A 23,018-nucleotide genomic window follows, 5' to 3' on the forward strand; every position below is an offset into this window, starting at 1 on the left:
TGAGCCTGCCCTCTAGACAGTTACTGATAATAGGCGGCTATTAATAACACGTCTGCTGCTCGCTTTTGAGAGCTTTCAGTCAAATCTTTTGCCCTGACTGGCAAAGCGTGCGAAAAATCGGTACTTTTCGCGCAACCCTATTTTGTTGAGAATCCCGTGTGAAAACTAAGCTGATTACCCGAGCTGGCTACAACAAGCTCAAGCAAGAACTCGACTATTTATGGAAAGAACAACGTCCCGAGATCACCCAAAAAGTTTCTTGGGCGGCGAGCCTTGGCGATCGCTCAGAGAACGCTGATTACACTTACAACAAGCGTCTGCTGCGCCAGATTGATCGTCGTGTACGCTTTCTGAGTAAGTTGCTGCCAGAGCTGAAAATCGTTGATTATTCACCGCAGCAAGAAGGCAAAGTGTTTTTCGGTGCTTGGGTGGAAATTGAAAACGAAGCCGGAGACGTGAAGAAGTTTCGCATTGTCGGCCCCGAAGAGATTTACGGCGATGCCAAAGATTACATCTCGATTGATTCCCCGATGGCGCGCGCGCTACTCAAAAAGCAAGTGGATGAAGAGTTTCAGGTGCAAACCCCAACGGGCATGAAAGAGTGGTTTATCAATTCGATTGAGTACGAGAAAGGGGAGTGATTCCTCTAGAGGCTGAAGACCACAATCTTAGTCAATCAGCTCGTTACCTAAAGCTTCGGCGGCTACTGTGTGAGGGGCGGTGGAGAGAGTGGTCAGTAAGTAGCTGTTTTTTGTACCTCGTTTGACCTGATAGAGGGTCTGATCGGTTTCATTTATCAATAAGTGGCTACTGATTTGAGTCTCACCTGAGATAAATATGCCGCCAATACTGGCGGTGACTTGCAGTTTGTTGCCGCACAGTAATCTTAATTCTTGGATGCGTTGACTGACGCTCGCAGCGATATCTTGGCTTTGTTGTTGTGTCAGGTGAGAAAGCAACAAGGCAAACTCGTCGCCGCCTAACCGATAAGCGGTACAAGGTACAGAAAAGTTATGTTGTAGAGTTGCGGCAATCCTTACTAAACAAAGGTCGCCCGCTTGATGTCCATGAGTATCGTTAAAGTGTTTGAAGTTATCCAAATCAATCATCATTAAACAGAGCCCTGCCTGTTGCTGCTGATTTTCCAATAGTAAGGCTTCGAGTTGTTGATGAAAGTGGCGTCGATTGGCTAATCCCGTCAGTGGATCGTGAGTGGCTTGGAACTCACTGCGCATTTCCGCTAATTTACGCTGAGTGATGTTGTGGTGAGAAAGAACCCAATACTGATATTGCTCGATCTTCAAGGGTACAACACGCATGAGAAACCAACGCTGCTCGTTAGGACTATGGCATGGATACTCATGATAATAGCTGTCGGATTGGCCTTGGATGACGGCTTGTATGCCTTGATAAGCCTCGAAAGCTCGAGTTTCTCCGGCCTGTGAAGCTTTATAGAGAGCGTCTAAATAATTGATGTTTATCCAATCATACTGTTCATCGACACCATTATTTTGCCCAAATTCGACCCACGCACGGTTCACATCTACGATTTGACCTTGTGCATCAATAACAGCGATTTGTTCCATCAACGAATGATAGATTGCGGTGTGCAGAGAACAGATATTCATAGTTGCCAACGTTGTGTTGTTCCCCTTTTGCCAAGCTATATTCACCCTACCGACAATTCGACGTAGTTTGGCGATAACGCTGACAGAGGATATCTCATCAAGCCTGACAACGATTATGCTGACTTTTGTTTATGCAAATCGTTGCTAACATGAGTGTAGATTATTTTTTAAATAGTCATTAAAGAAATAATCTGCGGGTGAGTGAGCTTGCTAGTCAGTATCTATTCCGCTACAAAGACATAAAGATTAACAATTCTTTACGCGCGGTGAGCGGTAACGATGTTACATTTTACTCGCCCGAAGCGTCGGGGATTGAACAACAGTTAGGTGGGATCATGGTGGAAAATCATAAAGTTTTAGTGGTAGATGATGATGCGCGTTTGCGCGCGCTGCTTGAGCGTTACCTGTCCGAGCAGGGGTTTCAAGTTCGCAGCGTGGCGAACGGTGAGCAGATGGATCGTCTGCTGACGCGCGAAAACTTCCATTTGATGGTGCTGGATTTGATGTTGCCGGGTGAAGATGGTCTTTCTATCTGCCGTCGTCTGCGCAATTCCAACAACATGATCCCGATTCTGATGCTCACTGCCAAAGGCGATGAGATTGACCGCATTGTCGGCCTAGAAGTTGGTGCCGATGATTACCTGCCTAAGCCATTTAACCCACGTGAGTTGCTGGCGCGTATCAAAGCGGTATTGCGCCGCCAAGTGATTGAAGCGCCGGGAGCGCCCAGTGCAGAAGAGACCATCATTGAATTTGGTGAGTTTCGCTTAAATCTTGGTACGCGAGAAATGTTCCGTGGTGAAGAGGCAATGCCGCTCACTTCCGGTGAATTTGCTGTGTTAAAAGCACTCGTGACCAATGCCCGTGAACCGCTTTCGCGCGATAAACTGATGAACATGGCGCGTGGCCGCGAATATTCCGCGATGGAGCGTTCGATTGACGTACAGATTTCTCGTCTACGTCGTATGCTCGAAGTTGACCCTAGCAAACCGCGCTATATTCAAACCGTATGGGGACTCGGTTACGTGTTTGTTCCTGATGGTAAAGCCGCCAACTAACTTCTTTTAGGCACGCCGGGCAAGGGCGTCCTCGCTCCGCGCGTGCCCTTGCTACATTTAGGTGCCTTATGCGAATTCGCAGTTCATTTACCCAATCGATCCTGCTGTTTTTCTCTCTGTTGATCGCCAGTCAAATTTATTCTTACTACGCGGTTTTTAACTATGCGTTGCTGCCGAGTTTGCAGCAGTTCAACAAAATTCTTGCCCATGAAATCAGCTTGATGCTCGATGACACCAGTAATCCCAATGTCAGTTCCGAAATGGATGCGTTGCTCAAAAGGCGTGTGCTTGAGCAATTAGGGGTGACGATTCATAGTAACGAGAGCCCCGAAGCGGTCGAATATCAACACGCGATCAGTTTGGATTTGATGAGCGAAGAGATGAGTAGTGAGCTGGGTTCACCCACAGAAGTGCGCATGGCGTTGGGCGAAGAGAGCTACATCCTGTGGATGAAGATCGATTCTCTGCCCGGCCAGTTGCTGCGTATTCCACTCTCAGAGCTGCAGGAAGAAGATTTCGCGCCGCTGTTTCGTAACAGCATTATTATGGCGCTACTGATTGTAATTGGTGGCTGGCTGTTTATTCGTCTGCAAAACCGTCCACTGATTGCCTTGGAAAAAGCCGCCAAAATGGTAGGTCGTGGAGAAACGCCACCACATCTACCTGAGCAAGGCACGCTAGAAATCCGCTCGGTAACGCGCGCGTTTAATCGAATGTCGAAAGGCATTCAAGCACTGGAAGAAGATCGCGCGCTGTTGATGGCGGGGATCAGTCATGACATCCGCACGCCCCTGACCCGCATCCGCTTGGCAACCGAGATGATGTCACCAGAAGACAGCTACCTAGCTGAGAGCATCATCAGCGATACTGAAGAGTGTAACCAGATCATCAGCCAATTTATGGATTACCTCAAACCCGTCAATCGTGAAGCGTTTGAGGCGGTGGATCTGAATGATATTGCCAGCGATGTGGCAAGCTCTGAAGGGGGATACGAAGTGCAGATTGAAACCGATCTGCAAGCGGAACTCGCGCCCGCTTTTGGTAACCCGATTGCGATTAAGCGTTCACTGAGTAACTTGGTAGTGAATGCGCTGCGCTACGGCAACGGTTGGGTCAAAGTGAGTAGCGGCATGACGGCCGATAAGAAGCTAGTCTGGCTGTCTGTGGAAGACAATGGGCCGGGTATCGATCCAAGCCAAGTGAATAAAGTGTTTGAGCCTTTTACTCGTGGGGATACCGCGCGGGGCAGTGAAGGGACGGGCTTAGGCCTCGCGATTGTGAAGCGGATTGTCAGCCAGCATCATGGCGCGGTGTCGGTCAGCAATCGCAGCCAAGGGGGGCTGCGTGCTCAAATTAGTTTCCCGACTAAGCAGCAAAAGGGCTAACCTAAGTTAGCCCTGACTGAACCGTTAGTTTGATTCTTGCGCCGTATCGGTAACCGAAGCGGCGTTTTCATCTATGCGTACTTCTGGCAGCAGCAAGTTAAGCACGATAGCGGTAATACCACCTGCGGCTACACCTGAAGAGAACAGATTCTTAATAAATTCAGGCATAAACTGCAGAATCTCTGGCTTTTGCGCAATTCCCAAACCCATTGAGAAGGAGAGCGCCATGATCAGAATCGCACGGCGATCCAAATCGACGCGAGAGATAATGCGCACGCCTGCCGCAGCAATCGTACCAAACATCACAATCGTTGCGCCGCCAAGCACAGGTTCAGGAATCAACTGTACAAAGCTTGCAACGCCGGGGAAGAGGCCAAGTAGCACCAACATGCCCGCGATAAAGTAACCCACATAACGGCTGGCAACGCCGGTTAATAGGATCACGCCGTTGTTTTGGCTAAAGGTGGAGTTTGGAAAGCTGTTAAATACCGCGGCAAGGGCAGAGTTGAGGCCATCGGCCAATACGCCGCCTTTGATGCGCTTCATATACACAGGGCCTTTCACGGGCTCACCAGAGACTTCGGAGGTCGCCGTGATATCACCAATCGCTTCTAGTGCAGTGATGAGGAAAATCAGCAGCAGAGGAATAAACAGCGACCAGTCAAACCCTAAGCCATATTGCATCGGGATAGGCAGTGCGATGAGTTGAGTCTGTGCCAAGTTATCGGTATTGACCATGCCCATCAGGTACGCCATTACATAACCTACCAGCATCGCAATCACAATCGAAGCCACTCGCACGTAAGGGTTGTGCGCTCGGTTCAGCAGCACAATGATCGCTAATACAGTTCCCGCCAACGCGAGTTTATCAAGGCTACCAAAGCTTCCATCGGCCATAGCCGCATAGCCACCACCCATCGAAATTAAGCCAACTTGCACCAGTGTCAGGCCAATCAAGGTCACCACAATCCCAGAGACTAATGGAGTGATAATGCGCTGGGCAAATTGCAGCACGCGGGACAGTAAAATTTCAGCGCTTGAGGCGACCAAAATCGTGCCAAAAATCGCCGCCATCATGGTCTCTATATCTGCACCGCCTGCTTTGAGCGCAAGTCCAGCACCAATAATGGGGCCTAAAAAGTTAAAGCTGGTGCCTTGAATGGAAAGCAAACCTGAGCCAATTGGACCAAAGGTGCGGATTTGAATAAAGGATGATAAACCCGAAGCAAACAGTGACATGCTGATGATGGTGTTGGTTTGATCGGCAGGTACACCAAGGGATTGGCAAATGATCAGCGATGGGGTGATCACGGCGACAAACATCGCCAGCAGATGTTGCAAGGCTGCGAAGAGAGTTTGAGGCAAAGGTGGACGATCATTGAGTTGATAGACCAGATCTGCCTTACGTGAAGTCGGTTGTGTCATAGCGATTTTCCTGATGGTCAATAACACCTTGCGCACGCTGAATGGGTGGTTAAGGTGGAGCAGAAGCCGCTTCTGAGATTGCTGTTATCCCCTTCCTACTTGAAGCTGTAGCGGTGTTGGCTCCGTTCGTTCACCCCAATCACATAGTTTGTCTATGCTCATGGGGATGAACTCACTTGCCGCCTACCTGCAACTCCAAGTAGTTTGGGTATAATCAGACTCTGCTCTGGGTAGAGAGGTAAATGTTTGCGCTTACCGGAAAATGGCGGCGATTATAGAGGTTTTACTCAGGAAAGCAAACGTTTGCTCATAAGGTTTTAGACCGACTTGATGAGGATCAAAACCACTAAGCTTTGGCGTAAATATCGCGCTCGCCTAACCAGCGATCGATGATGGCTTGTGCATTCTGCGGGTAACGTTCATGGATATGGCGTGCGATGCGTTGTACTTGCGGAACCAGTTGCTGATCGCGTACCAGATCGGCAATTTTGAAATCGGCCAAGCCGGTTTGTTTGGTACCCAGTAGCTCTCCGGGGCCGCGAATTTCCAAGTCGCGCTGCGCGATGACAAATCCATCGTTGCTTTCACGCAAAACGCCCAAACGCTTTTGCGCGGTTTTGGAGAGTGGTGCATGAAACAGCAGCACACAATGGCTGGCTACGGTACCACGCCCAACACGGCCGCGTAGCTGGTGAAGTTGAGCTAGCCCCAAACGTTCGGGGTTTTCAATGATCATCAAGCTGGCATTAGGCACATCCACGCCCACTTCAATCACTGTGGTGGCGACGAGCAGATGCAGCTCATTGTTTTTAAACGCTTGCATTACCGCTTGCTTCTCAGCCGGTTTCATCCGGCCATGCACTAAGCCGATTTTGACTTCGGGCAGTTTACGTTGCAGTTCCTCGGCCGTTTCTGCGGCCGCTTGCGCTTCCAGCACTTCGGATTCATCAATCAAAGTACACACCCAATACGCTTGCTTGCCTTCGTTGAGGCAGGCGTGGCGAATGCGCTCGACAATCTCATCGCGTTTGGTATCCGGAATCGCTACGGTTTGAATCGGAGTACGCCCGGGGGGTAACTCATCAATCACTGAGGTTTCCAAATCGGCATAAGCCGTCATCGCCAAAGTACGCGGGATCGGAGTAGCAGTCATGATGAGCTGATGCGGATACGCGCCTTGTTTTGCGCCTTTCTCGCGTAGCTCTAAGCGCTGATGCACCCCGAAGCGATGCTGCTCATCAATAATCACCAAGGCAAGATGGTCAAACGACACTTGCTCTTGAAACAGTGCATGGGTGCCGACCACCATTTTCACTTCGCCACTGGCGATGCGTGCCAGCTCCGTTTCCCGCGCTTTGCCTTTAAGCTTACCCGCGAGCCATCCTACTTGAATGCCCATCGGTTCCAGCCACTGCGCAAAATTGAGCGAGTGCTGCTCGGCCAACAGCTCGGTAGGAGCCATCAAGGCCACTTGATAACCATGCTCAATAGCCCGCACTGCCGCAAGTGCTGCGACTAAGGTTTTGCCTGAGCCCACATCGCCTTGCACTAAGCGCATCATTGGATGTGGTTTTTCTAAATCCGCTTCAATTTCGGCGACCACACGCTGCTGCGCCTTAGTCGGTGAAAAGGGAAGCTGTGCCAAGAGTTGTTGTTTGAGTTGGTGGACGGGGGTCAGTGGCAAGGCCACATCTTGCTGGCCTTGGCTGCGAATCGCGAGCATAGAGAGATTCTGTGCCAGCAGTTCTTCCATGATCAGCCGAATTTGCGCCGGATGTCGCCCTTGTTCAAACAGGCGCAAATCGATATCCGCCGATGGGCGATGAATGATTTTCAGCGCTTGGGCTAAGGTCATCTGCTGATCGTAAAGTCCGGATGGCAGTAACTCCTGCACCGCAGATTTCTCAAGCAGCACCAACGCTTGGTCAGTCAAATTACGTAGGGTGAGTTGGCGCAGTCCTTCAGTGGTTGGGTAAACCGGAGTCAGGTTTGGCTCAACATCTGGCGTTTGTGCAGGGGCAAAGAATTTGTAGTCAGGATGGATGATCTCTAAGCCTTGATTACCGCGTTTGATTTCCCCATAGGCATGCACAAATTTGCCTTCCGCAAAGTTGTTTTTCATCGCCGCGGTGAAGTTAAAAAAACGCAGTGTCAGTGTACCGTTGCCATCACTGATTCTCACGGTGAGCATTTTGCGTTTGCCAAACAGGGTATCCACTGCCATCACTTTGCCTTGTACCGCGGCCCATAAACCGTGGTGCAGTTGCACTATCGGATAAACGCGAGTGCGATCTTCATAACGCAGCGGAAGATGAAACAGCAGATCCTGCACCGTGTGCAAACCGACTTTCTCCAGTTTTTCGGCGACTTTGGCCCCGACACCGGAGAGTTCACAAAGAGGAACGGCTGAGAGGAGTTGTGACATGCGCGTTTGATCTAACCATTTGACTTAATGGCTATTCAAACATCGAGCTGTGTTTTTGTACAGGAAAAATTGCCCAAGATAGGGGTGAAACGCAGGTTTCCCCCTCTCTTGTGTTGATCAGTTCTTGCGGCGGCGCACTTTAAGCGCGTGAGGCATGGTGCGGATTTTGCGCATGATGCCAGCTAAATGCACCCGATCTTTGGTGGTGAGCAGAACCGTGACCGTGTACAAGCGACCATCGCGCTCTTCCGTTGACAGGCCATGAATATTCGAGCCCGTTTTGGAGATCACATTGGTCAGTTCTGCCAGTGCACCTTGGCGGTTTTGCATATCCACTTTCAGCTCAGTAATGAACTCTTGATCGTAATCTTTGGTCCATTCCACCGCCATGTACTTGTCTGGCTCTTTTTGATAGCCGCGTACGTTTGGACAGGTTTCACGGTGTACCACTAAGCCACGTCCCGGTGAAACGTGAGCGATGATGTGATCGTCAGGAATGGGGTGACAACAGTTGGCAAAGGTGAGCAGAATGCCTTCTGCGCCGCGGATCGGCAGTTTATTTTTATTGCCGCCGGATTTGCTAGGCTCGGTCAGTTCATCAGCATTGCCAAGTAGGCGGCGTGCAATCACGATACTCATCAACTCACCCAAACCAATCGCGGCCAGCAAATCATCCATCGAGGCGATTTTTAGATCGCTCAAGACTTTGCTGATGTTCTCTGGGGCAATTTCGTTAACTGAGTGTTCGCCAAGCGCATGGTTAAGTAGGCGACGACCGAGAGTAATCGAGTCTTCGCGACGCATCGTTTTCAGCACTTGGCGAATTTTGGTGCGTGCGCGCGAAGTCACCACATAGTTGAGCCATGCCGCATTCGGACGAGCGCCCGGTGCGCTGATGATCTCCACCGTCTGGCCACTTTTCAGCGATTGGCTGAGCGGGTATGGCGTGCGATCGACTCGCGCGCCGACGCAGGTATTACCGATGTCGGTATGTACCGCGTAAGCAAAATCGACGGCGGTTGCGCCCATTGGCAGCTCAACGATACGACCTTTTGGCGTAAAAACGTAAATCTCATCTGGGAACAGATCGGATTTGACGTTTTCGATAAATTCAAAGGAGTTACCGGCGCTTTGTTGTAACTCAAGTAGGCTTTGCATCCAGCGCTGCGCTTTAATCTGCGCGGTAGTGCCGCCACGCTCACTATTGGCCTTATACGACCAATGGGCTGCCACCCCTTTATCCGCCATCTGATCCATATCTTCGGTACGGATCTGCACTTCTACCGGAACGCCGTGGGGGCCAACCATGGAAGTGTGCAGCGATTGATAGCCGTTGGCTTTCGGGACGGCAATGTAATCTTTCATCCGCGCTGGGCGCGGCTTGTACAAGCTATGCACCTGACCCAACACGCGATAGCAGGTATCTGCGGTATCCACCACAATCCGAAACGCGTAAATATCCATAATGGTGTGAAAGCGCTGCTCTTTGGTTTTCATCTTGTTGTAGATGGAGAACAGATTTTTCTCACGACCCACCACGCGAGCCGGCAGCCCCACTTCTTGTAAGCGGCCTTCGATTTCACTGTGGATGCGTTGGATCATCTCTTTGCGGTTACCGCGCGCGGCTTTCACCACCTCTTTAAGGACGCGATAACGATTCGGGTAGAGCGCTTCAAAGCCTAACTCTTCGAGCTCGGTTTTGATGTTATGGATACCCAAACGATGGGCGAGGGGAGCATAAATTTCTAAGGTTTCACGGGCAATGCGGCGTTTTTTATCCGGACGTAGTGCACCGAGGGTGCGCATGTTGTGCGTGCGGTCGGCCAGTTTGATCAGGATAACCCGAATATCCTGCACCATGGCCAGCACCATTTTGCGAAAGTTTTCCGCCTGCGCCTCTTTGCGGTCGCGAAATTTGAGCTTATCGAGCTTAGAAACCCCGTCCACCAATTCGGCGACTGAGCTGCCAAAATGGGCATCTAAGTCTTCTTTGGTGACATCACAATCTTCAATCACATCATGCAGCAGTGCCGCTTGTAGCGTTTCTAGGTCGAGACGCATCTCGGCGAGAATTCGCGCGACGGCAACAGGGTGAATGATATAAGGTTCGCCGCTTGAGCGGGTTTGCCCTTCATGGGCATCTCTGGCTACCACATAAGATTGGCGCAGAGCCTCAATTTGAGGCTCTGTGAGGTATTCTTGGGCAACGTCTTTTAGACTATCGAATAGATACAAATTTCAGGCCCGGCGGGTTAAATCGCTACGATTAACGGTTGTGCATGATGCTGCTAACTGCAGCCAGCTCTGCCGCTTCTTGTTCTTGCTGCTCTTGACGCTCACGCGCATCCAGCACATCTTTCGTGATCAGCCCTTCTTCGATTTCGCGCAGAGCGATAACCGTTGGCTTATCGTTCTCTTCCGGCACCAATGCATCTTTACCGCCAGATTGCATTTGACGAGCGCGGCGAGCCGCAACCAGAACTAAGTCGAAACGGTTGCCAATTTTTTCAACAGCGTCTTGAACTGTTACGCGTGCCATGAGAACTCCAAAATTTAGTTAACTGATAAGTTGAATGACGAGAAAGTATACAGGCTAACCGGTTGAGATTCTAGCAACGGGATAGACTGATAACCCAAGCTGGCTGTTTATTCAGCCAACAGAGCAGACAACATAGCGCTATATTTAGCAGCTTGCTTGTCTTGCTTCAATCTTTCTGCACGAATGATGGCTTTGAAATCCATTAGCGCGACATCAAAATCATCATTAATGATGACGTAATCATATTCGCTGTAATGCGAAATCTCAGATTTAGCCTCACCCATGCGTTTAGCGATCACCGCTTCGCTGTCTTGACCGCGCGTGTTTAAGCGGCGTTCCAGCTCTTCTTTCGAAGGCGGCAGGATAAAGATGCTTTTCGCTTCTGGCATTTGGCTGCGGATTTGACGCGCGCCTTGCCAGTCGATATCGAGAAACACATCAATCCCTTTGTTGAGTGTGTTTTCAATCCACACCCGAGAAGTGCCGTAATAGTTGCCAAACACTTCTGCGTATTCGAGGAATTCCCCTTTGCCGATAAGCTCAATGAAATGTTCTTTCTCGACAAAATGGTAATGAACGCCATCTTGTTCGCCGGGGCGCATACCACGTGTGGTATGTGAGACCGAGACTTTCATTGCATAGGTTGGGTTTTGCTCCAGTAGGGCGGCAATTAAGCTTGATTTACCTGCGCCACTGGGTGCAGAAACGATATAAAGAGTACCTTTGCCCATCGATTCGGTTCCACTTAGGTTGGGATTATGTCTTTGCCTTAACCGGCAATGATTTAAAGATAGCACTGACTGGATCCAGAATGGATGATTTTTCAGCCAGAAAAATGGAGGCGAAGAGTAGCACGATCTGCAAGATCTTCTCAAGCGTTGCGATGGCTTGTCGGTTAAACTCTCCGCGCAAAAAGGATGATCATTTCGGAATGATGACGCCATCGTTTGCTCAAAAAATACCCTTGCGCCGGATAACGTTTGGGATATAATCGCCGCCCTTGTGAGTTGGCTGTTGGTCAACCATGTAAAATTTGAGCCGGAAGCGTGCTTCCAATTTGGGTTCCCTCGCCCCCAAACCAAACTAAAAAGGTACAGTATGAATCACTTTACCCCTGCGCAGCAGCGCAAAGCCCTTGGCTATCTTGTTTTGTTTCACCTCGTGATCATTGCGTCGAGCAATTATCTGGTGCAAATCCCGTTTACCATTTTCGGTTTCCACACTACGTGGGGCGCATTCACTTTTCCGTTTATCTTTTTAGCGACCGATCTCACCGTACGTATTTTTGGTGCAGGATTGGCGCGTAAGATCATTTTTCTGGTGATGCTTCCTGCATTGGCGGTCTCTTACTTGCTTTCGGTGGTGTTTTTTGAAGGCCAATACCAAGGTTTAGCGCCGCTGAGTGAATTCAATCTGTTTGTCGCGCGGATTGCGATCGCCAGTTTTATGGCATATCTGCTTGGCCAGATCATGGATGTGCATGTGTTCAACCGCCTACGTCAAATGAAGCAGTGGTGGGTGGCACCAACCTGTTCGACGCTGTTTGGTAATGCACTCGATACCATCGCTTTCTTCTCGATTGCTTTCTACCAGAGCAGCGATCCGTTTATGGCTGAGCATTGGACGGAAATCGCTTTAGTCGATTACACCTTCAAGCTCATCATTAGCTTAGGTTTGTTTGTGCCTATGTACGGCGTCTTGCTTAACTACCTGATCAAAAAGCTGACTGCGGTGAACCCCAATTTTGCGATGGCGAGTGCCAAAGCTTAATTAAACCAAGCGCGACACGGTCGCCGCGGCGAGGAAAAACAAAGCCCGAGAGAAGTCTCGGGCTTTTCACATTTAGGATTGAGTAGTCAGTATTAACTTAGTGGCTGTGTGCCGCGCCTGCACCTTTTGGATAGCGGATAGATTCCACCATATCCTGCACATCTTGTGGTACTTCAGCGGTGAATTTGTTAACCACAATCGCCACCACAAAGTTCAAGCACATACCGAGTGTACCAATGCCCTCTGGGCTGATACCGAACCACCAGTTGGCTGGAACGCTCGCGGCTGGGTTAATGAACTTGAAGTAGATGATGTAAGCTGCAGTAAAGGTGATCCCTGCCAACATACCTATGATCGCCCCTTCTTTGTTCATCTTCTTATAGAAGATGCCAAGGATGATCGCTGGGAAGAAGGAGGCTGCAGCCAGACCGAAGGCGAAGGCCACCACCTGAGCGACGAATCCCGGAGGATTGATGCCCAGATAACCCGCGCCAACGATGGCGAGTGCGGCGGCAATCCGCGCGGCGAGCAACTCCTGCTTATCGGTCATATCGGGTTTAAACCCTTTCTTCAACAAGTCATGAGAAATCGCGGTTGAGATAACCAGTAGCAGACCCGCTGCGGTAGAGAGTGCGGCGGCAAGGCCACCCGCTGCCAGTAGAGCCACAACCCAGTTCGGCAGTTTGGCGATTTCAGGTGAAGCCAGAACGATGATGTCGTTGTTGATGGTCATCTCGTTACGCGCGTCGCCTGAGTAGAACATACGACCATCGCCGTTTTTATCTTCCCATTTGACAAGGCCCGTGCTTTCCCAGTTGCGATACCAAGTCGGTGCTTCAGCAGCCGTCACACCTTGCATGTCTGGACCGTTGATGGTGTCAATCATGTTGACGCGAGCAAAGGCTGCTACCGCGGGTGCAGTGGTGTACAAGAATGCGATAAACACTAACGCCCAACCAGCAGAGACACGTGCATCTGACACTTTAGGTACAGTGAAGAAGCGAATAATAACGTGAGGTAGACCTGCTGTACCCACCATCAATGCTGCGCAGATAAAGAAGACGTCAACCATACTCTTTGAGCCATCCGTATAGGCGGTAAAGCCCAGTTCCACGGCGAGGCCATCTAACTTATTGAGGAGATAGTCATCGGTTCCTGTCAGGGTTGAACCAAAACCAATTTGTGGAATGGGGTTCCCTGTCATCATCAGTGAAGTAAAGATCGCAGGCACCAAGAAGGCGAAGATCAGTACACAGTATTGTGCTACTTGGGTATAGGTGATGCCCTTCATGCCGCCCATTACCGCGTAGAAGAACACGATCGCCATACCGATCACGATACCGACGTTGATGTCAACTTCAAGGAAGCGCGCAAACACCACGCCGACACCGCGCATTTGTCCCGCCACATAAGTGAACGAAATAAAGATGGCACAGAATACGGCAACCATACGCGCGGTTCTGGAGTAGTAACGGTCTCCGATAAAATCCGGCACGGTAAATTTACCGAATTTACGTAGGTAAGGAGCAAGGCAAAGTGCAAGCAGCACATAACCGCCCGTCCAACCCATCAGGTAAACGGTGCCGTCATAGCCGATAAAAGAGATGATGCCTGCCATTGAGATGAAGGAAGCCGCTGACATCCAGTCGGCAGCGGTAGCCATGCCGTTGGCGACAGGGTGTACACCACCGCCCGCAACATAGAACTCACTGGTCGATCCCGCACGGGCCCAAATCGCAATACCGATATAGAGCGCAAAAGTGATGCCGACCAGAATAAACGTCCAGGTTTGAATATCCATGCTCAGCCCCTTAGTCTTCTTGTACGTTATATTTCTTGTCGAGCGCATTCATGCGCGCAACATAGACAAAGATCAGGGCAACAAAGGTGTAGATCGAACCTTGTTGCGCGAACCAAAAGCCGAGTTTGAACCCAGCAAATTCAATCGTATTCAGTGCATCGACAAACAAAATGCCGGCGCCGAATGAGACTAAAAACCACACTGCAAGCAGTGAGCCCATGATCCCCAAGTTTTCCTTCCAGTAGGCTTGAGCATGTTCAGATGATTTGAACGCCATGGCCTTCTCCTTCCTTTTCGTTATCCCGTTAGAGGTGTTAACACAATGTTACGCATCTTAGGTTAGCAGCCTAATAGCAAGGGATCTGTGCAACTTTAGTCGGGGGATTTAGGCCAAAAAACAGCGTTAAAGCGAAGGGTTATTCGACGGCAGCTATAAAAATGAGATGTTAATCTGATGTTAATGTAGCCAAAAGTATAACGACGACGAGTGGCGTAATGGTTTTTTTGTCGAGCAAAGCTCGCTAAAGCGTGATTTGTTTACATAAACTTTTCTTAGTGATGTCATGAATTCGTGCACAATAGGCGGGCAAACTTATTGATAAACAGGGCAATCCGTTAACGACATCAAGTCGTTAATCGCAGACTGGGAGGTAGAGTGGACGCCGTTACGATTAACAGTTTTTTTATGATAGGTGCCTTATTGATAGGCATCAGCGTATTACTTAGCCCTGTCTCTTCGAAATTGGGGATCCCGATTTTATTGGTGTTTCTCGCGGTTGGTATGTTGGCGGGAGAAGATGGCATTGGACAGATTGCCTTTGATAATTATCCCGTAGCCTATTTAGTCAGTAACCTCGCTCTGGCGATTATCTTGCTCGATGGCGGGATGCGCACTCGAGTGGCGAGTTTTCGCGTCGCATTCTGGCCCTCGGTCTCTCTCGCGACCTTAGGTGTTGCTGTGACCACCTTGCTTACTGGTTTGCTCGCGATGTGGCTATTCAATCTGAGCCTACTGCAAGGTGTCTTGGTTGGTGCGATTGTAGGTTCGACGGATGCGGCGGCGGTATTTTCTCTGCTCAAAGGGCGCAGCCTCAATGAACGGGTTGGTGCAACTTTGGAAATTGAGTCGGGAACCAACGACCCGATGGCGGTGTTTTTGACCGTTACCTTGATCGCAGTGCTTGGCAGCGCCGAAACCAATTTAAGCGCAGGGTTTTTATTGCTCAGTTTTATCCAGCAGTTTGGTGTCGGAGCGCTGCTTGGCTTGGCGGGTGGCTGGATTTTATGGTGGCTAATCAATCGCAACCAATTACCGGAAGGTTTGTACTCGATTCTGGCGGTGAGTGGCGGTTTGATGATTTTCGCCTTGTCTAACGCGTTGGGTGGCAGCGGAATTTTGTCGATTTATTTGACGGGGTTATTGCTCGGCAATCGTCCTACGCGCAGTCGTCACGCGATCCTTAACGTGCTTGATGGCATGACGTGGCTGGCGCAAATTGGCATGTTCTTAGTGCTCGGTTTGTTAGTCACACCATCGGAATTGATGGAGATTGCACTTCCCGGTTTAGCGTTGGCGGTGGGGATGATCCTCTTTGCGCGCCCCATTGCGGTATGGATTGGCCTTGCGCCGTTTAAAAGTTTTACCGCACGTGAGAAATGGTTTGTCTCTTGGGTTGGGCTACGTGGCGCCGTGCCTATCATCCTTGCGGTCTTCCCAATGATGGCGGGTTTGCCCAACGCCCAGCTTTACTTCAACCTCGCGTTTTTCGTGGTTATGGTGTCGCTGGTGGTGCAGGGCGGAACGCTGACCAAAGCCATGTCGCTGGCTAAAGTGGAACTGCCCCCAAAACCGGAGCCGATTTCGCGCACGGGCGTGGAAATTTATCCGACCAGCGAGTGGGAGCTGTTTATCTATAAACTCAAAGCCGACAAATGGTGTATCGGTGAGCCGCTGCGCAATCTCTTTATGCCTGAAGGTACCCGGATTGCGGCGGTGTTTCGCGATAATCAACTGCTGCACCCATCGGGGAGTACCGAATTATGCGAAGGCGATACCTTGTGTGTGATGGCGCAGGAGCGCGATCTGGAATCGCTCAGTCGTCTATTCAGCGAAGCACCAGAAAAAGCTTCTCTTGCGCGCTTCTTTGGGGACTTCTTCCTCGATATTGAAGCGAAATTGCAAGATGTGGCTTTGTTATATGGTCTGGACTTAGGTGAGCTTGAGGCTGACGCTAAGCTTAAAGATCTGGTGTTAGAACATTTGGGCGAAACGCCAGTGCTCGGCGATTACTTCGAATGGCATGGTTTGCAATGGGTAGTCGCCGATGTGGTGGACTGGAAAGTGACCAAAATCGGTCTGCGCTTACCGCCCGAAGAAGAGCTACAAGAAGGCGCGGAGTAACGATCGTTTGCGCCTTGATATTGCGGTGCTGTTCAACGCCGCCGACCAGTAATGCCAAGGCGTTTGGGTATAGCGCGAGTAAGCAGAAATGAGCGAGTAGATCACTCGCTCATTTCTTTTAGCAAGATCACTGCTTGAGTGCGGTTTTTCACCCCAAGTTTGCGGAAAATGGCCGTCATATGCGCTTTTATGGTGGCTTCCGACACATTCAATTCATAAGCAATCTGCTTGTTGAGCAGACCATCAGACAGCATGCCAAGTACCTTGTATTGCTGCGGAGTCAGCGCGGCGACTTTTTCCGCTAGGTCATTACCGACAAAGCCATCAACCAGTAAATGTGCGGGGAAATAAGGCTCGCCGTTGAGCACTTGATTGAGCGCGGCAATCAGGCTGCGCATATCGCTCGATTTTGGAATAAAGCCAAACGCGCCGTGACTTTTCACCTGCGATACCACGCTGGGTTCTTCACTAGCGGAAATGACTACTATCGGTAAATCTGGGTATTCGGAACGCAAGTGAATCAAACCGGACATGCCATTGGCACCGGGCATTTTCAGATCCAGCAGCAGCAGATCGGGCTCTGATTCTTTATTGAGTAGGGTGAGCAAAGCATCCAGCGAGTCCGCTTCCAGCAAATTCGCACCGCTGATCGCCATGTGCACCGATTGAAACAGCGCATTACGAAACAGGGGATGGTCATCAGCAATGATGATGGTGTAGGTCGAGTCCATGACGTCACAACAGGTTTACCAAACAGTTATAGGAATTATTGTTCTGTTTAGCGCAGTGAACAATCTTTACCCGTTAAAAGTCTGAACTGTATCCCTTTTTAAATGCATGAGTTTGAATAGCGAACACGATTTCGGAGGCGTCGCCCCATCGCAGTGCGAATGGGGCGACAACTTATAAACCTTGTTGTGTGAGATGGTCGAGAAACGGTTGCTCGGCCATAAAACCGGTAATACGAGCATTCGGTACCGGCTCGCCTTGCGCATTCCAAAACTCAATGGTTGGCAAACCGAGCACATTCAGCGCCTTGAGTAACTCAATATCCTGCGGCTGATTTTTAGTGACATCGGCTTGCAGCAGTACAAAGCCGCTGAGCTTGGTTTCCACTTGCTTGGCGTGAAAGGTGTATTTCTCAAACTCTTTACAGGCCACGCACCAATCCGCGTAGAAATCGAGCATCACAGGTTTGCCTTGTGCTTTAGCCCCTGCCAGTGCGCCTTGCAGCTCGCTCAGGTTAGCGATGCGAGTAAATTGGATCTGTTTGACCTGCTGAGCGGTTTGAGTCGGTGCCAACCAGTGATTAAGCAGGGGCTGCGCAGAAGCCAGCAGTCCTAAAATCGCGACTATCCCAATTAAGCTCTGTTTCCAACCACCAAACGGCAGACTGTTTTTGACATGGTATAGCCAGCCAAACGCCGCTAAACCGAGAGCCGACCACAGCACGCTGGACCAAAACTCAGGCACAATGCGTTCAAGCAGGAAAATCGGTGCCGCGAGCAGTACAAAACCGAACAGGGTTTTCACTCGCTCCATCCAGTTGCCCGCTTTAGGCAGCAATTTATTGCCAAATACGGCCACCAAAATCAGCGGAATACCCATGCCGATAGCGAGCGCGTAAAGGGCGACCGCGCCGGTGAGCAGATCGCCACTTTGTGCCACATAAAGCAGGGCGCCAGAAAGTGGCGCAGTCGTGCAGGGTGAGCAGACCAAGCCTGAGATGGCGCCCATGGCAAACACACCGGGTAGACTGCCGCCTTGCTGAGCGTTACTCAATGAATTCAGCCAAGTTTGCACCCCGCTTGGTAACTGCAGGCTGTACAAACCAAACATAGAAAGGGCGAGCGCCACAAACAGCACGCTTAAACCCATCAGCACATAAGGGTGTTGTAGTGCGGCTTGAAATTGCAATCCAGCCGAAGCGACCACTAACCCAAGCAAGGTGTAAGTGAGCGCCATGCCTTGCACGTAAATCACGCTGAGCAGTAACGCGCGGCGTTGGGTGAGCTGGGCACCGCCAAGTACGATACTGGTTAAAATCGGATACATGGGCAGCACGCAAGGGGTGAAAGCCAGACCAACCCCAAGCGCTAAAAACAGCAGTGGCGTCCACCAATTTTGCGCCAGTTTGTTGGCCAGTGAATCTTGTGCAGACGTGGGGGCGTTATCGGTTTGTGGCAGTGTTGTTTGCGTTGATGTGTTGGTCTTAGGCTCGATAACGCGGTTTGATTCTGCGTTAAATGGCGTAATGTCGATCACTCGTGTTTCTGGTGGATAGCAGAATCCTGCTTTGGCGCAGCCTTGATACTGCACGATGACTTTGGCTCCGCTTTGATAAGCCACCAAAGGCAGCGGAACAGATAAAGGTGTTGTGTAGATTTTCACATCACCAAAAAACTCATCGTGATAAGGCTCACCTTCGGTCAGTGAGTACTCACCGATCTCAAGATGTTCACCACTGATGCTGATCCTGTCTTGATAGAGGTAATACCCCTCTTTGACTTGCCAATCGATAAACAAGGTTGAGCCTTGCTGGAACGCATTAAACGGAAACGCTTCATCGACCGGAACAAAACGGTTTTGTGTCGGAGCAAAGCTTGCAGTGCCAGCGTTATTGCCAGCGTTATTACCAAAGAGTGCCCAAGCGGGTTGGGTAAGCAGGGCAAACAGCAGTGAAAAACAGAGTATCAGTGTGCGCATGAGTCAAATCGTGATTAATCATTTACCGGTGATAGTAACCCAATCAGACCCGAGAAGGGCGCAATAAGTTTCAATAAGATGAACATCAACAAGGGAAGCCAGTGGCTTCCCTTGTCATTAGGTGTTGTTGATTCGAGGATGCGAAAGCTTTCCCCTTCCTTAAGGATGTCGTTTTTCAAATACGGCGACTGACCATGCAGGAACGCTCAGTCGCTGGTTAACTACGCTCGCGGCTGCGCCGTTATAAGCGATGGAACGATTGCCCAGATCCGCTTGAATGGCATGCAACTGATAATCGGTGGCATCAAAGTGGGCAAACTCGGTGAGCGGTGTTGGGCTGGCGTTGAGTACCACCACCAAGCCTGATCGCGCAGCATCGAGGGAAGCATCATGTAGGTCGCCTTGGTTATCAATGCTCATCACTATGACGCCCGGAATTTGCTCACTGCCTGTGTTGTGGAAATGGACGCGTTTGATGATCTCACTGCCTTTGCCTAACGTGAGTAGGGATGACGAGCGACGCAGTTGCACCAATTCATTGAAATAATCATTCATGGTGGCAATGTCGACGGCTTGTGGCTCGGCATTGGCTCCGGCTTGCGCAATCACGGTTTCAATGATCGACCAGTTGCTGCCGTCCTTGTCTTGACGTGGCAGGCCCACATTCCAGTTATTGCTGGTTTTGCCAAAATCAACGCGGTTATACCAGTCACCAGAGTCGTAAGAGTCACGCTGCATGGATTTAGAACGCAGTAACTCGCTTCCCATGTGCACAAAAGGCACACCTTGGCCTAATACCGCCGTCGCTAAGCTGACCGCTTGCATGCGCACTCGAGTGCGGAGTGGTAGCGCATAGTCAATTTTGTACTGCTGGTTATCCCACAAGGTTTGGTTATCGTGCTTAGAAACATAGTTTTGGATCTCCCAAGCATCATTGGCATAACCTGCCGCTTGCCCGTTGTAGTCGAGTTCTGAGCCCTTGATGGTGTTGCCTGTTTGGTCAATAAAGGTGAAGGCTTTTAAATTCCCAGCCATACCAAGGCGAGTTAAATCTGCCAAGTGCAGTGCTTGAGCTCGCGTGTTGTTGCTCAGATCATTTTTTTGCACATAAATACCGTTACCCCAGCCTTGGTTAGCGCGTAGGCTCGCTTCGCCATCAAATGGGCCGCCACCGCGCACGGCATCACGCAGACGATCTGAAAACGAGCCAATGCCCGTTCCGGCCAAATTGGGTTGGGTTGCCTGTTTGAACTGGCGATCATTCGCCACTTCGCCAAAGTTCCAACCTTCGCCGTAGAAGTAAACATCAGGATTGATTTGCTTGGCCGCCGTTAAGGTTTGCTCAATTTGCGCCAGCGGGTGATGTCCCATCAAATCCCAGCGGAAGGCATCGATTTTGTACTCTTTAACCCAAGTACGAATCGAATCATCAATCAACTTAGCAAACATGCGATTTTCCGGTGCGGTATTCGAGCAGCAAGTAGAATTCTCGACCTGACCACTCCACTCATTCAAGCGTTGGTAGTACCAAGGGACGATGCGATCCAGTACCGATTTATCCGAAACCCCCGCTTCGTTGGTGTGGTTGTAAACCACATCCATCACCACATTCATCCCAATCTCTTGTTTGACCGCTTGCACCATCTCACGAAATTCTTTGATGCGGGTAACGCCGTCAGGTTGAGTGGCATACGAGCCTTCAGGCACGGTGTAGTGGAACGGATCATAGCCCCAGTTGAAGCTATCCACATCACGCAGAAAACCATTCAAACGCTGCACGAGAGGCTGCTCTTTCGAGTCTCTGGCTTTTAACATGGTAAAGACGCTTTGCAGTGTGTCATCACCAGTGCAGTAAGCCGCTAAGTCACTGTCGTTTTTGAGCGCGGGTTTGAGGTCACACAAACGGCTAAATGGCTGATCCAAATTGACCACTTGCTCTGGATCTTCATTGATGGTGGCAATATCAAACACGGGCAGCAAATGCAGATGGGTCACACCAGAACGGGCTAGCTGTTTTAAATGTTGTACGGGCTGACTCTCTTGCTCGCTAAAGGCGGCAAATTTACCGCGGTGCGCCGAAGTGACGGTGGTGTCGTGGGCAGAAAAATCACGGACGTGAGCTTCATACAAAATAAAATCGGCACGCTCGTGTTGTGGATGTGGCGCAGCTAACGTATCCCAGCCCTCAGGTTTGAGATCGGCATGATTGAGATCCACTACCTGACTGTAGAGTGAATTGATGGCCAAACTGTGCGAGTAAGGGTCTGTCACTTGATAGGTTTCAATCTGGTCAGTCGCAGGGTGATAGACGGTGATTTGATAGCGATAGTAATCGCCATGCGCCAGTGCCGTATTGACGGCACTCCAACTGCCTGACTGGGTATCAAAGCTCATCGCAATCGGTGTTTTGGCTTGTTTATCCGTCCCGTAAGGGATCATCGATACCGCTTGCGCTGTCGGAGCCCATAAGCGGAAAGTGGTGCTGCCATCAGGATTGATCAGTGCGCCATATTGCAAAGTGCTCGCGCTATCCGCATACAGCGCATCCAAGGCACTGGCGGGCTGCACTTCGGTTGCTAAAAGGACGCCTGTGGCATCACTGGCGACCAGTAACAGTTGGCCTTGCAATAAAGTTTTGAGATCTAACCCTGCGGCTTGGAAATCAAACTCAAAGCCACGAAAGTCTGAGGTTAAATGCGGTTTTTGCGCTTGCCATTCGGTGCCGCTTGGGCGCTGAGAGGTAATCGTATGGTCGGCATTGAGTACGGTTTTACTGGCACTGTCAAAACGGAGTTGACCTTGTCGGGAGTAATACAGAGTGGCTGATGTCGCTTCCAGATTGCCCACCAGTAAGGTCGACGCATCCGCAAAAATCGCGCTTGCACCACTCAGTTCAACCTGATTTTGTGGCCGTTTTGCCAAAGGCTGGTAGTAAATTTTGTCGGTGCCTTTGAACACAAAGCCGATAGGGCCAATCGCTCCCGTTTTGGTGAAATCTAGTTTCAAATTGGCGGTTTGATAGTCGCCGTTGGTTTTATTGTTGGGGATAACATTGATGCAGTTATCGCGGCCATTAATCGGTAAATCCCAATAAGGGCCATAGGTTTTACTGTATCCGCTCGGCGCGATGCCCGGCCAAGCTGAATTGCTGGCCGCATAGTTTTGGCATTCACCTTCATTCCACACATGCAGGGTGAAGAAGCTTCCATCGCCATCTTGCGTATTGAGATACAGGCGCGCGGTATTGGTCGGCAGTGCATTGCGGGGGATTAACTCTGGATAGACTGCCGCAACGCCTTGCTGGGTGTAAACCGCATTACCGGCACCTAACTGAGTTAAATCGACTTTGGCATCGTAATCGCCCAGTGGTTTTTGCCCATCAATCCGTGGAATAAAGTTAATGCACTGAGTGGATTCATTCGCGTGATAGGGCAACTCCCAATAGGCGCCTAACTCATCATCAATCCCGGTGGGCAATAGACCCTTAGCCCAATCGTTCGCGTCGGGGTGATTGCCCGCATAGGCCGCGCACTGCTCATTGTTCCAAACATAAAGAGAAGCTTTGCTGTAAGGCGAGCTGTCACCACTGCGCTGGGCGGTGGTCACTTGGTAATAGACTTTCACCAACTGTTGAGGGGTGACTGGGCCTTGGGTGTTGTTATCTGGATTAGTGTTTGACTCATTGCAGCCGAGCAGCACGGTACTGGCCAACATCGGCAGCAGCACGCGATTCACGCGTGAGAGATTGAAAGTAGGATTATTCACGTTCTCGTTCCTTAGAATTATAGAGGTTGTTGTTCAACACTATGAATAGGCTAAGGAAAATGCTGGGCTACGGAGTGTGAGACAACTCAATAAAGATCTTTTCGATGAAGAAAAA

Annotated in this window: 16 protein-coding genes; 5 read left to right on the plus strand and 11 right to left on the minus strand. The window is 50.3% G+C overall.

All coding sequences use genetic code 11. The annotated features are described in order from the left end of the window. Positions 1-158 precede the first annotated feature (158 nt). Positions 159-641: a transcription elongation factor GreB gene (gene greB, locus F0316_RS00750; RefSeq protein ID WP_000850494.1), complete on the plus strand. Its 483-nt coding sequence runs from the start codon at positions 159-161 to the stop codon at positions 639-641. Between the two features lie 27 nt (positions 642-668). On the opposite strand, the gene F0316_RS00755 is transcribed toward greB, so the two are convergent. Beyond that, positions 669-1,628 carry a sensor domain-containing diguanylate cyclase gene (locus tag F0316_RS00755; protein ID WP_001017691.1) on the minus strand — a complete coding sequence of 320 codons (960 nt, stop codon included), beginning with the start codon at positions 1,626-1,628 and terminating at the stop codon, positions 669-671. 197 nt (positions 1,629-1,825) lie between these two features. Here F0316_RS00755 and ompR point away from each other — a divergent pair, with 197 nt between their 5' ends. Then, complete coding sequence (ompR, locus tag F0316_RS00760) at positions 1,826-2,686, plus strand: osmolarity response regulator transcription factor OmpR (RefSeq protein WP_001292055.1); 861 nt, start codon at positions 1,826-1,828, stop codon at positions 2,684-2,686. A 68-nt stretch (positions 2,687-2,754) separates the two neighbouring features. Beyond that, positions 2,755-4,071 (plus strand): two-component system sensor histidine kinase EnvZ, encoded by a 1,317-nt coding sequence (gene envZ, locus F0316_RS00765; protein ID WP_069213187.1) that lies wholly within the window; start codon positions 2,755-2,757, stop codon positions 4,069-4,071. 24 nt (positions 4,072-4,095) lie between these two features. Here envZ and F0316_RS00770 read toward each other — a convergent pair whose 3' ends face one another. The 5 genes from F0316_RS00770 to gmk form a co-directional block, all read right to left on the minus strand. Then, positions 4,096-5,496, minus strand: coding sequence for a uracil-xanthine permease family protein (locus tag F0316_RS00770; protein WP_162807424.1), 1,401 nt, complete (start codon positions 5,494-5,496; stop codon positions 4,096-4,098). Positions 5,497-5,842: 346 nt separating this feature from the next. Then, a complete protein-coding gene (recG, locus tag F0316_RS00775; protein WP_114717300.1) occupies positions 5,843-7,921 on the minus strand; it encodes an ATP-dependent DNA helicase RecG in 2,079 nt (692 codons plus the stop codon). 117 nt (positions 7,922-8,038) lie between these two features. Next, positions 8,039-10,156: a bifunctional GTP diphosphokinase/guanosine-3',5'-bis pyrophosphate 3'-pyrophosphohydrolase gene (gene spoT, locus F0316_RS00780; protein ID WP_000280452.1), complete on the minus strand. Its 2,118-nt coding sequence runs from the start codon at positions 10,154-10,156 to the stop codon at positions 8,039-8,041. A 31-nt stretch (positions 10,157-10,187) separates the two neighbouring features. Then, positions 10,188-10,460, minus strand: a complete 273-nt coding sequence (gene rpoZ, locus F0316_RS00785) for a DNA-directed RNA polymerase subunit omega (protein ID WP_000135052.1) — start codon at positions 10,458-10,460, stop codon at positions 10,188-10,190. A gap of 107 nt (positions 10,461-10,567) precedes the next feature. Then, positions 10,568-11,191 (minus strand): guanylate kinase, encoded by a 624-nt coding sequence (gene gmk / locus F0316_RS00790; protein ID WP_000515793.1) that lies wholly within the window; start codon positions 11,189-11,191, stop codon positions 10,568-10,570. A gap of 367 nt (positions 11,192-11,558) precedes the next feature. Between gmk and F0316_RS00795 the strand changes: the two genes are divergently transcribed. After that, positions 11,559-12,230 carry a 7-cyano-7-deazaguanine/7-aminomethyl-7-deazaguanine transporter gene (locus F0316_RS00795; protein ID WP_001015358.1) on the plus strand — a complete coding sequence of 224 codons (672 nt, stop codon included), beginning with the start codon at positions 11,559-11,561 and terminating at the stop codon, positions 12,228-12,230. A gap of 97 nt (positions 12,231-12,327) precedes the next feature. On the opposite strand, the gene F0316_RS00800 is transcribed toward F0316_RS00795, so the two are convergent. Together F0316_RS00800 and F0316_RS00805 are read right to left on the minus strand one after the other, a co-directional pair. Continuing rightward, positions 12,328-14,031 carry a sodium:solute symporter family protein gene (locus F0316_RS00800; protein ID WP_000354544.1) on the minus strand — a complete coding sequence of 568 codons (1,704 nt, stop codon included), beginning with the start codon at positions 14,029-14,031 and terminating at the stop codon, positions 12,328-12,330. Positions 14,032-14,041: 10 nt separating this feature from the next. Continuing rightward, positions 14,042-14,308: a DUF4212 domain-containing protein gene (locus F0316_RS00805; protein WP_000874728.1), complete on the minus strand. Its 267-nt coding sequence runs from the start codon at positions 14,306-14,308 to the stop codon at positions 14,042-14,044. 378 nt (positions 14,309-14,686) lie between these two features. Between F0316_RS00805 and F0316_RS00810 the strand changes: the two genes are divergently transcribed. Further along, positions 14,687-16,432, plus strand: a complete 1,746-nt coding sequence (locus tag F0316_RS00810; protein WP_000340298.1) for a potassium/proton antiporter — start codon at positions 14,687-14,689, stop codon at positions 16,430-16,432. A 101-nt stretch (positions 16,433-16,533) separates the two neighbouring features. On the opposite strand, the gene F0316_RS00815 is transcribed toward F0316_RS00810, so the two are convergent. The 3 genes from F0316_RS00815 to pulA all read right to left on the minus strand — a co-directional run bounded on the left by F0316_RS00815 (position 16,534) and on the right by pulA (position 22,903). After that, positions 16,534-17,163 carry a response regulator gene (locus F0316_RS00815; RefSeq protein WP_000378642.1) on the minus strand — a complete coding sequence of 210 codons (630 nt, stop codon included), beginning with the start codon at positions 17,161-17,163 and terminating at the stop codon, positions 16,534-16,536. A 172-nt stretch (positions 17,164-17,335) separates the two neighbouring features. Continuing rightward, positions 17,336-19,138 carry a protein-disulfide reductase DsbD gene (locus F0316_RS00820; RefSeq protein ID WP_116671739.1) on the minus strand — a complete coding sequence of 601 codons (1,803 nt, stop codon included), beginning with the start codon at positions 19,136-19,138 and terminating at the stop codon, positions 17,336-17,338. 159 nt (positions 19,139-19,297) lie between these two features. Further along, complete coding sequence (pulA, locus tag F0316_RS00825) at positions 19,298-22,903, minus strand: pullulanase-type alpha-1,6-glucosidase (protein ID WP_149560144.1); 3,606 nt, start codon at positions 22,901-22,903, stop codon at positions 19,298-19,300. Between the last annotated feature and the right edge of the window lie 115 nt (positions 22,904-23,018).

The sequence above is a fragment of the Vibrio cholerae genome (assembly GCF_008369605.1).
GTDB lineage: Bacteria > Pseudomonadota > Gammaproteobacteria > Enterobacterales > Vibrionaceae > Vibrio > Vibrio cholerae.

Bases quoted from the DNA above. Each gene is read 5' to 3' on its own strand.
- F0316_RS00755 (WP_001017691.1), bottom strand. From the start codon at position 1,628: ATGAATATCTGTTCTCTGCACACCGCAATCTATCATTCGTTGATGGAA.
- envZ (WP_069213187.1), top strand. From the start codon at position 2,755: ATGCGAATTCGCAGTTCATTTACCCAATCGATCCTGCTGTTTTTCTCT.
- F0316_RS00770 (WP_162807424.1), bottom strand. From the start codon at position 5,496: ATGACACAACCGACTTCACGTAAGGCAGATCTGGTCTATCAACTCAAT.
- recG (WP_114717300.1), bottom strand. From the start codon at position 7,921: ATGTCACAACTCCTCTCAGCCGTTCCTCTTTGTGAACTCTCCGGTGTC.
- rpoZ (WP_000135052.1), bottom strand. From the start codon at position 10,460: ATGGCACGCGTAACAGTTCAAGACGCTGTTGAAAAAATTGGCAACCGT.
- gmk (WP_000515793.1), bottom strand. From the start codon at position 11,191: ATGGGCAAAGGTACTCTTTATATCGTTTCTGCACCCAGTGGCGCAGGT.
- F0316_RS00795 (WP_001015358.1), top strand. From the start codon at position 11,559: ATGAATCACTTTACCCCTGCGCAGCAGCGCAAAGCCCTTGGCTATCTT.
- F0316_RS00800 (WP_000354544.1), bottom strand. From the start codon at position 14,031: ATGGATATTCAAACCTGGACGTTTATTCTGGTCGGCATCACTTTTGCG.
- F0316_RS00805 (WP_000874728.1), bottom strand. From the start codon at position 14,308: ATGGCGTTCAAATCATCTGAACATGCTCAAGCCTACTGGAAGGAAAAC.
- F0316_RS00815 (WP_000378642.1), bottom strand. From the start codon at position 17,163: ATGGACTCGACCTACACCATCATCATTGCTGATGACCATCCCCTGTTT.
- F0316_RS00820 (WP_116671739.1), bottom strand. From the start codon at position 19,138: ATGCGCACACTGATACTCTGTTTTTCACTGCTGTTTGCCCTGCTTACC.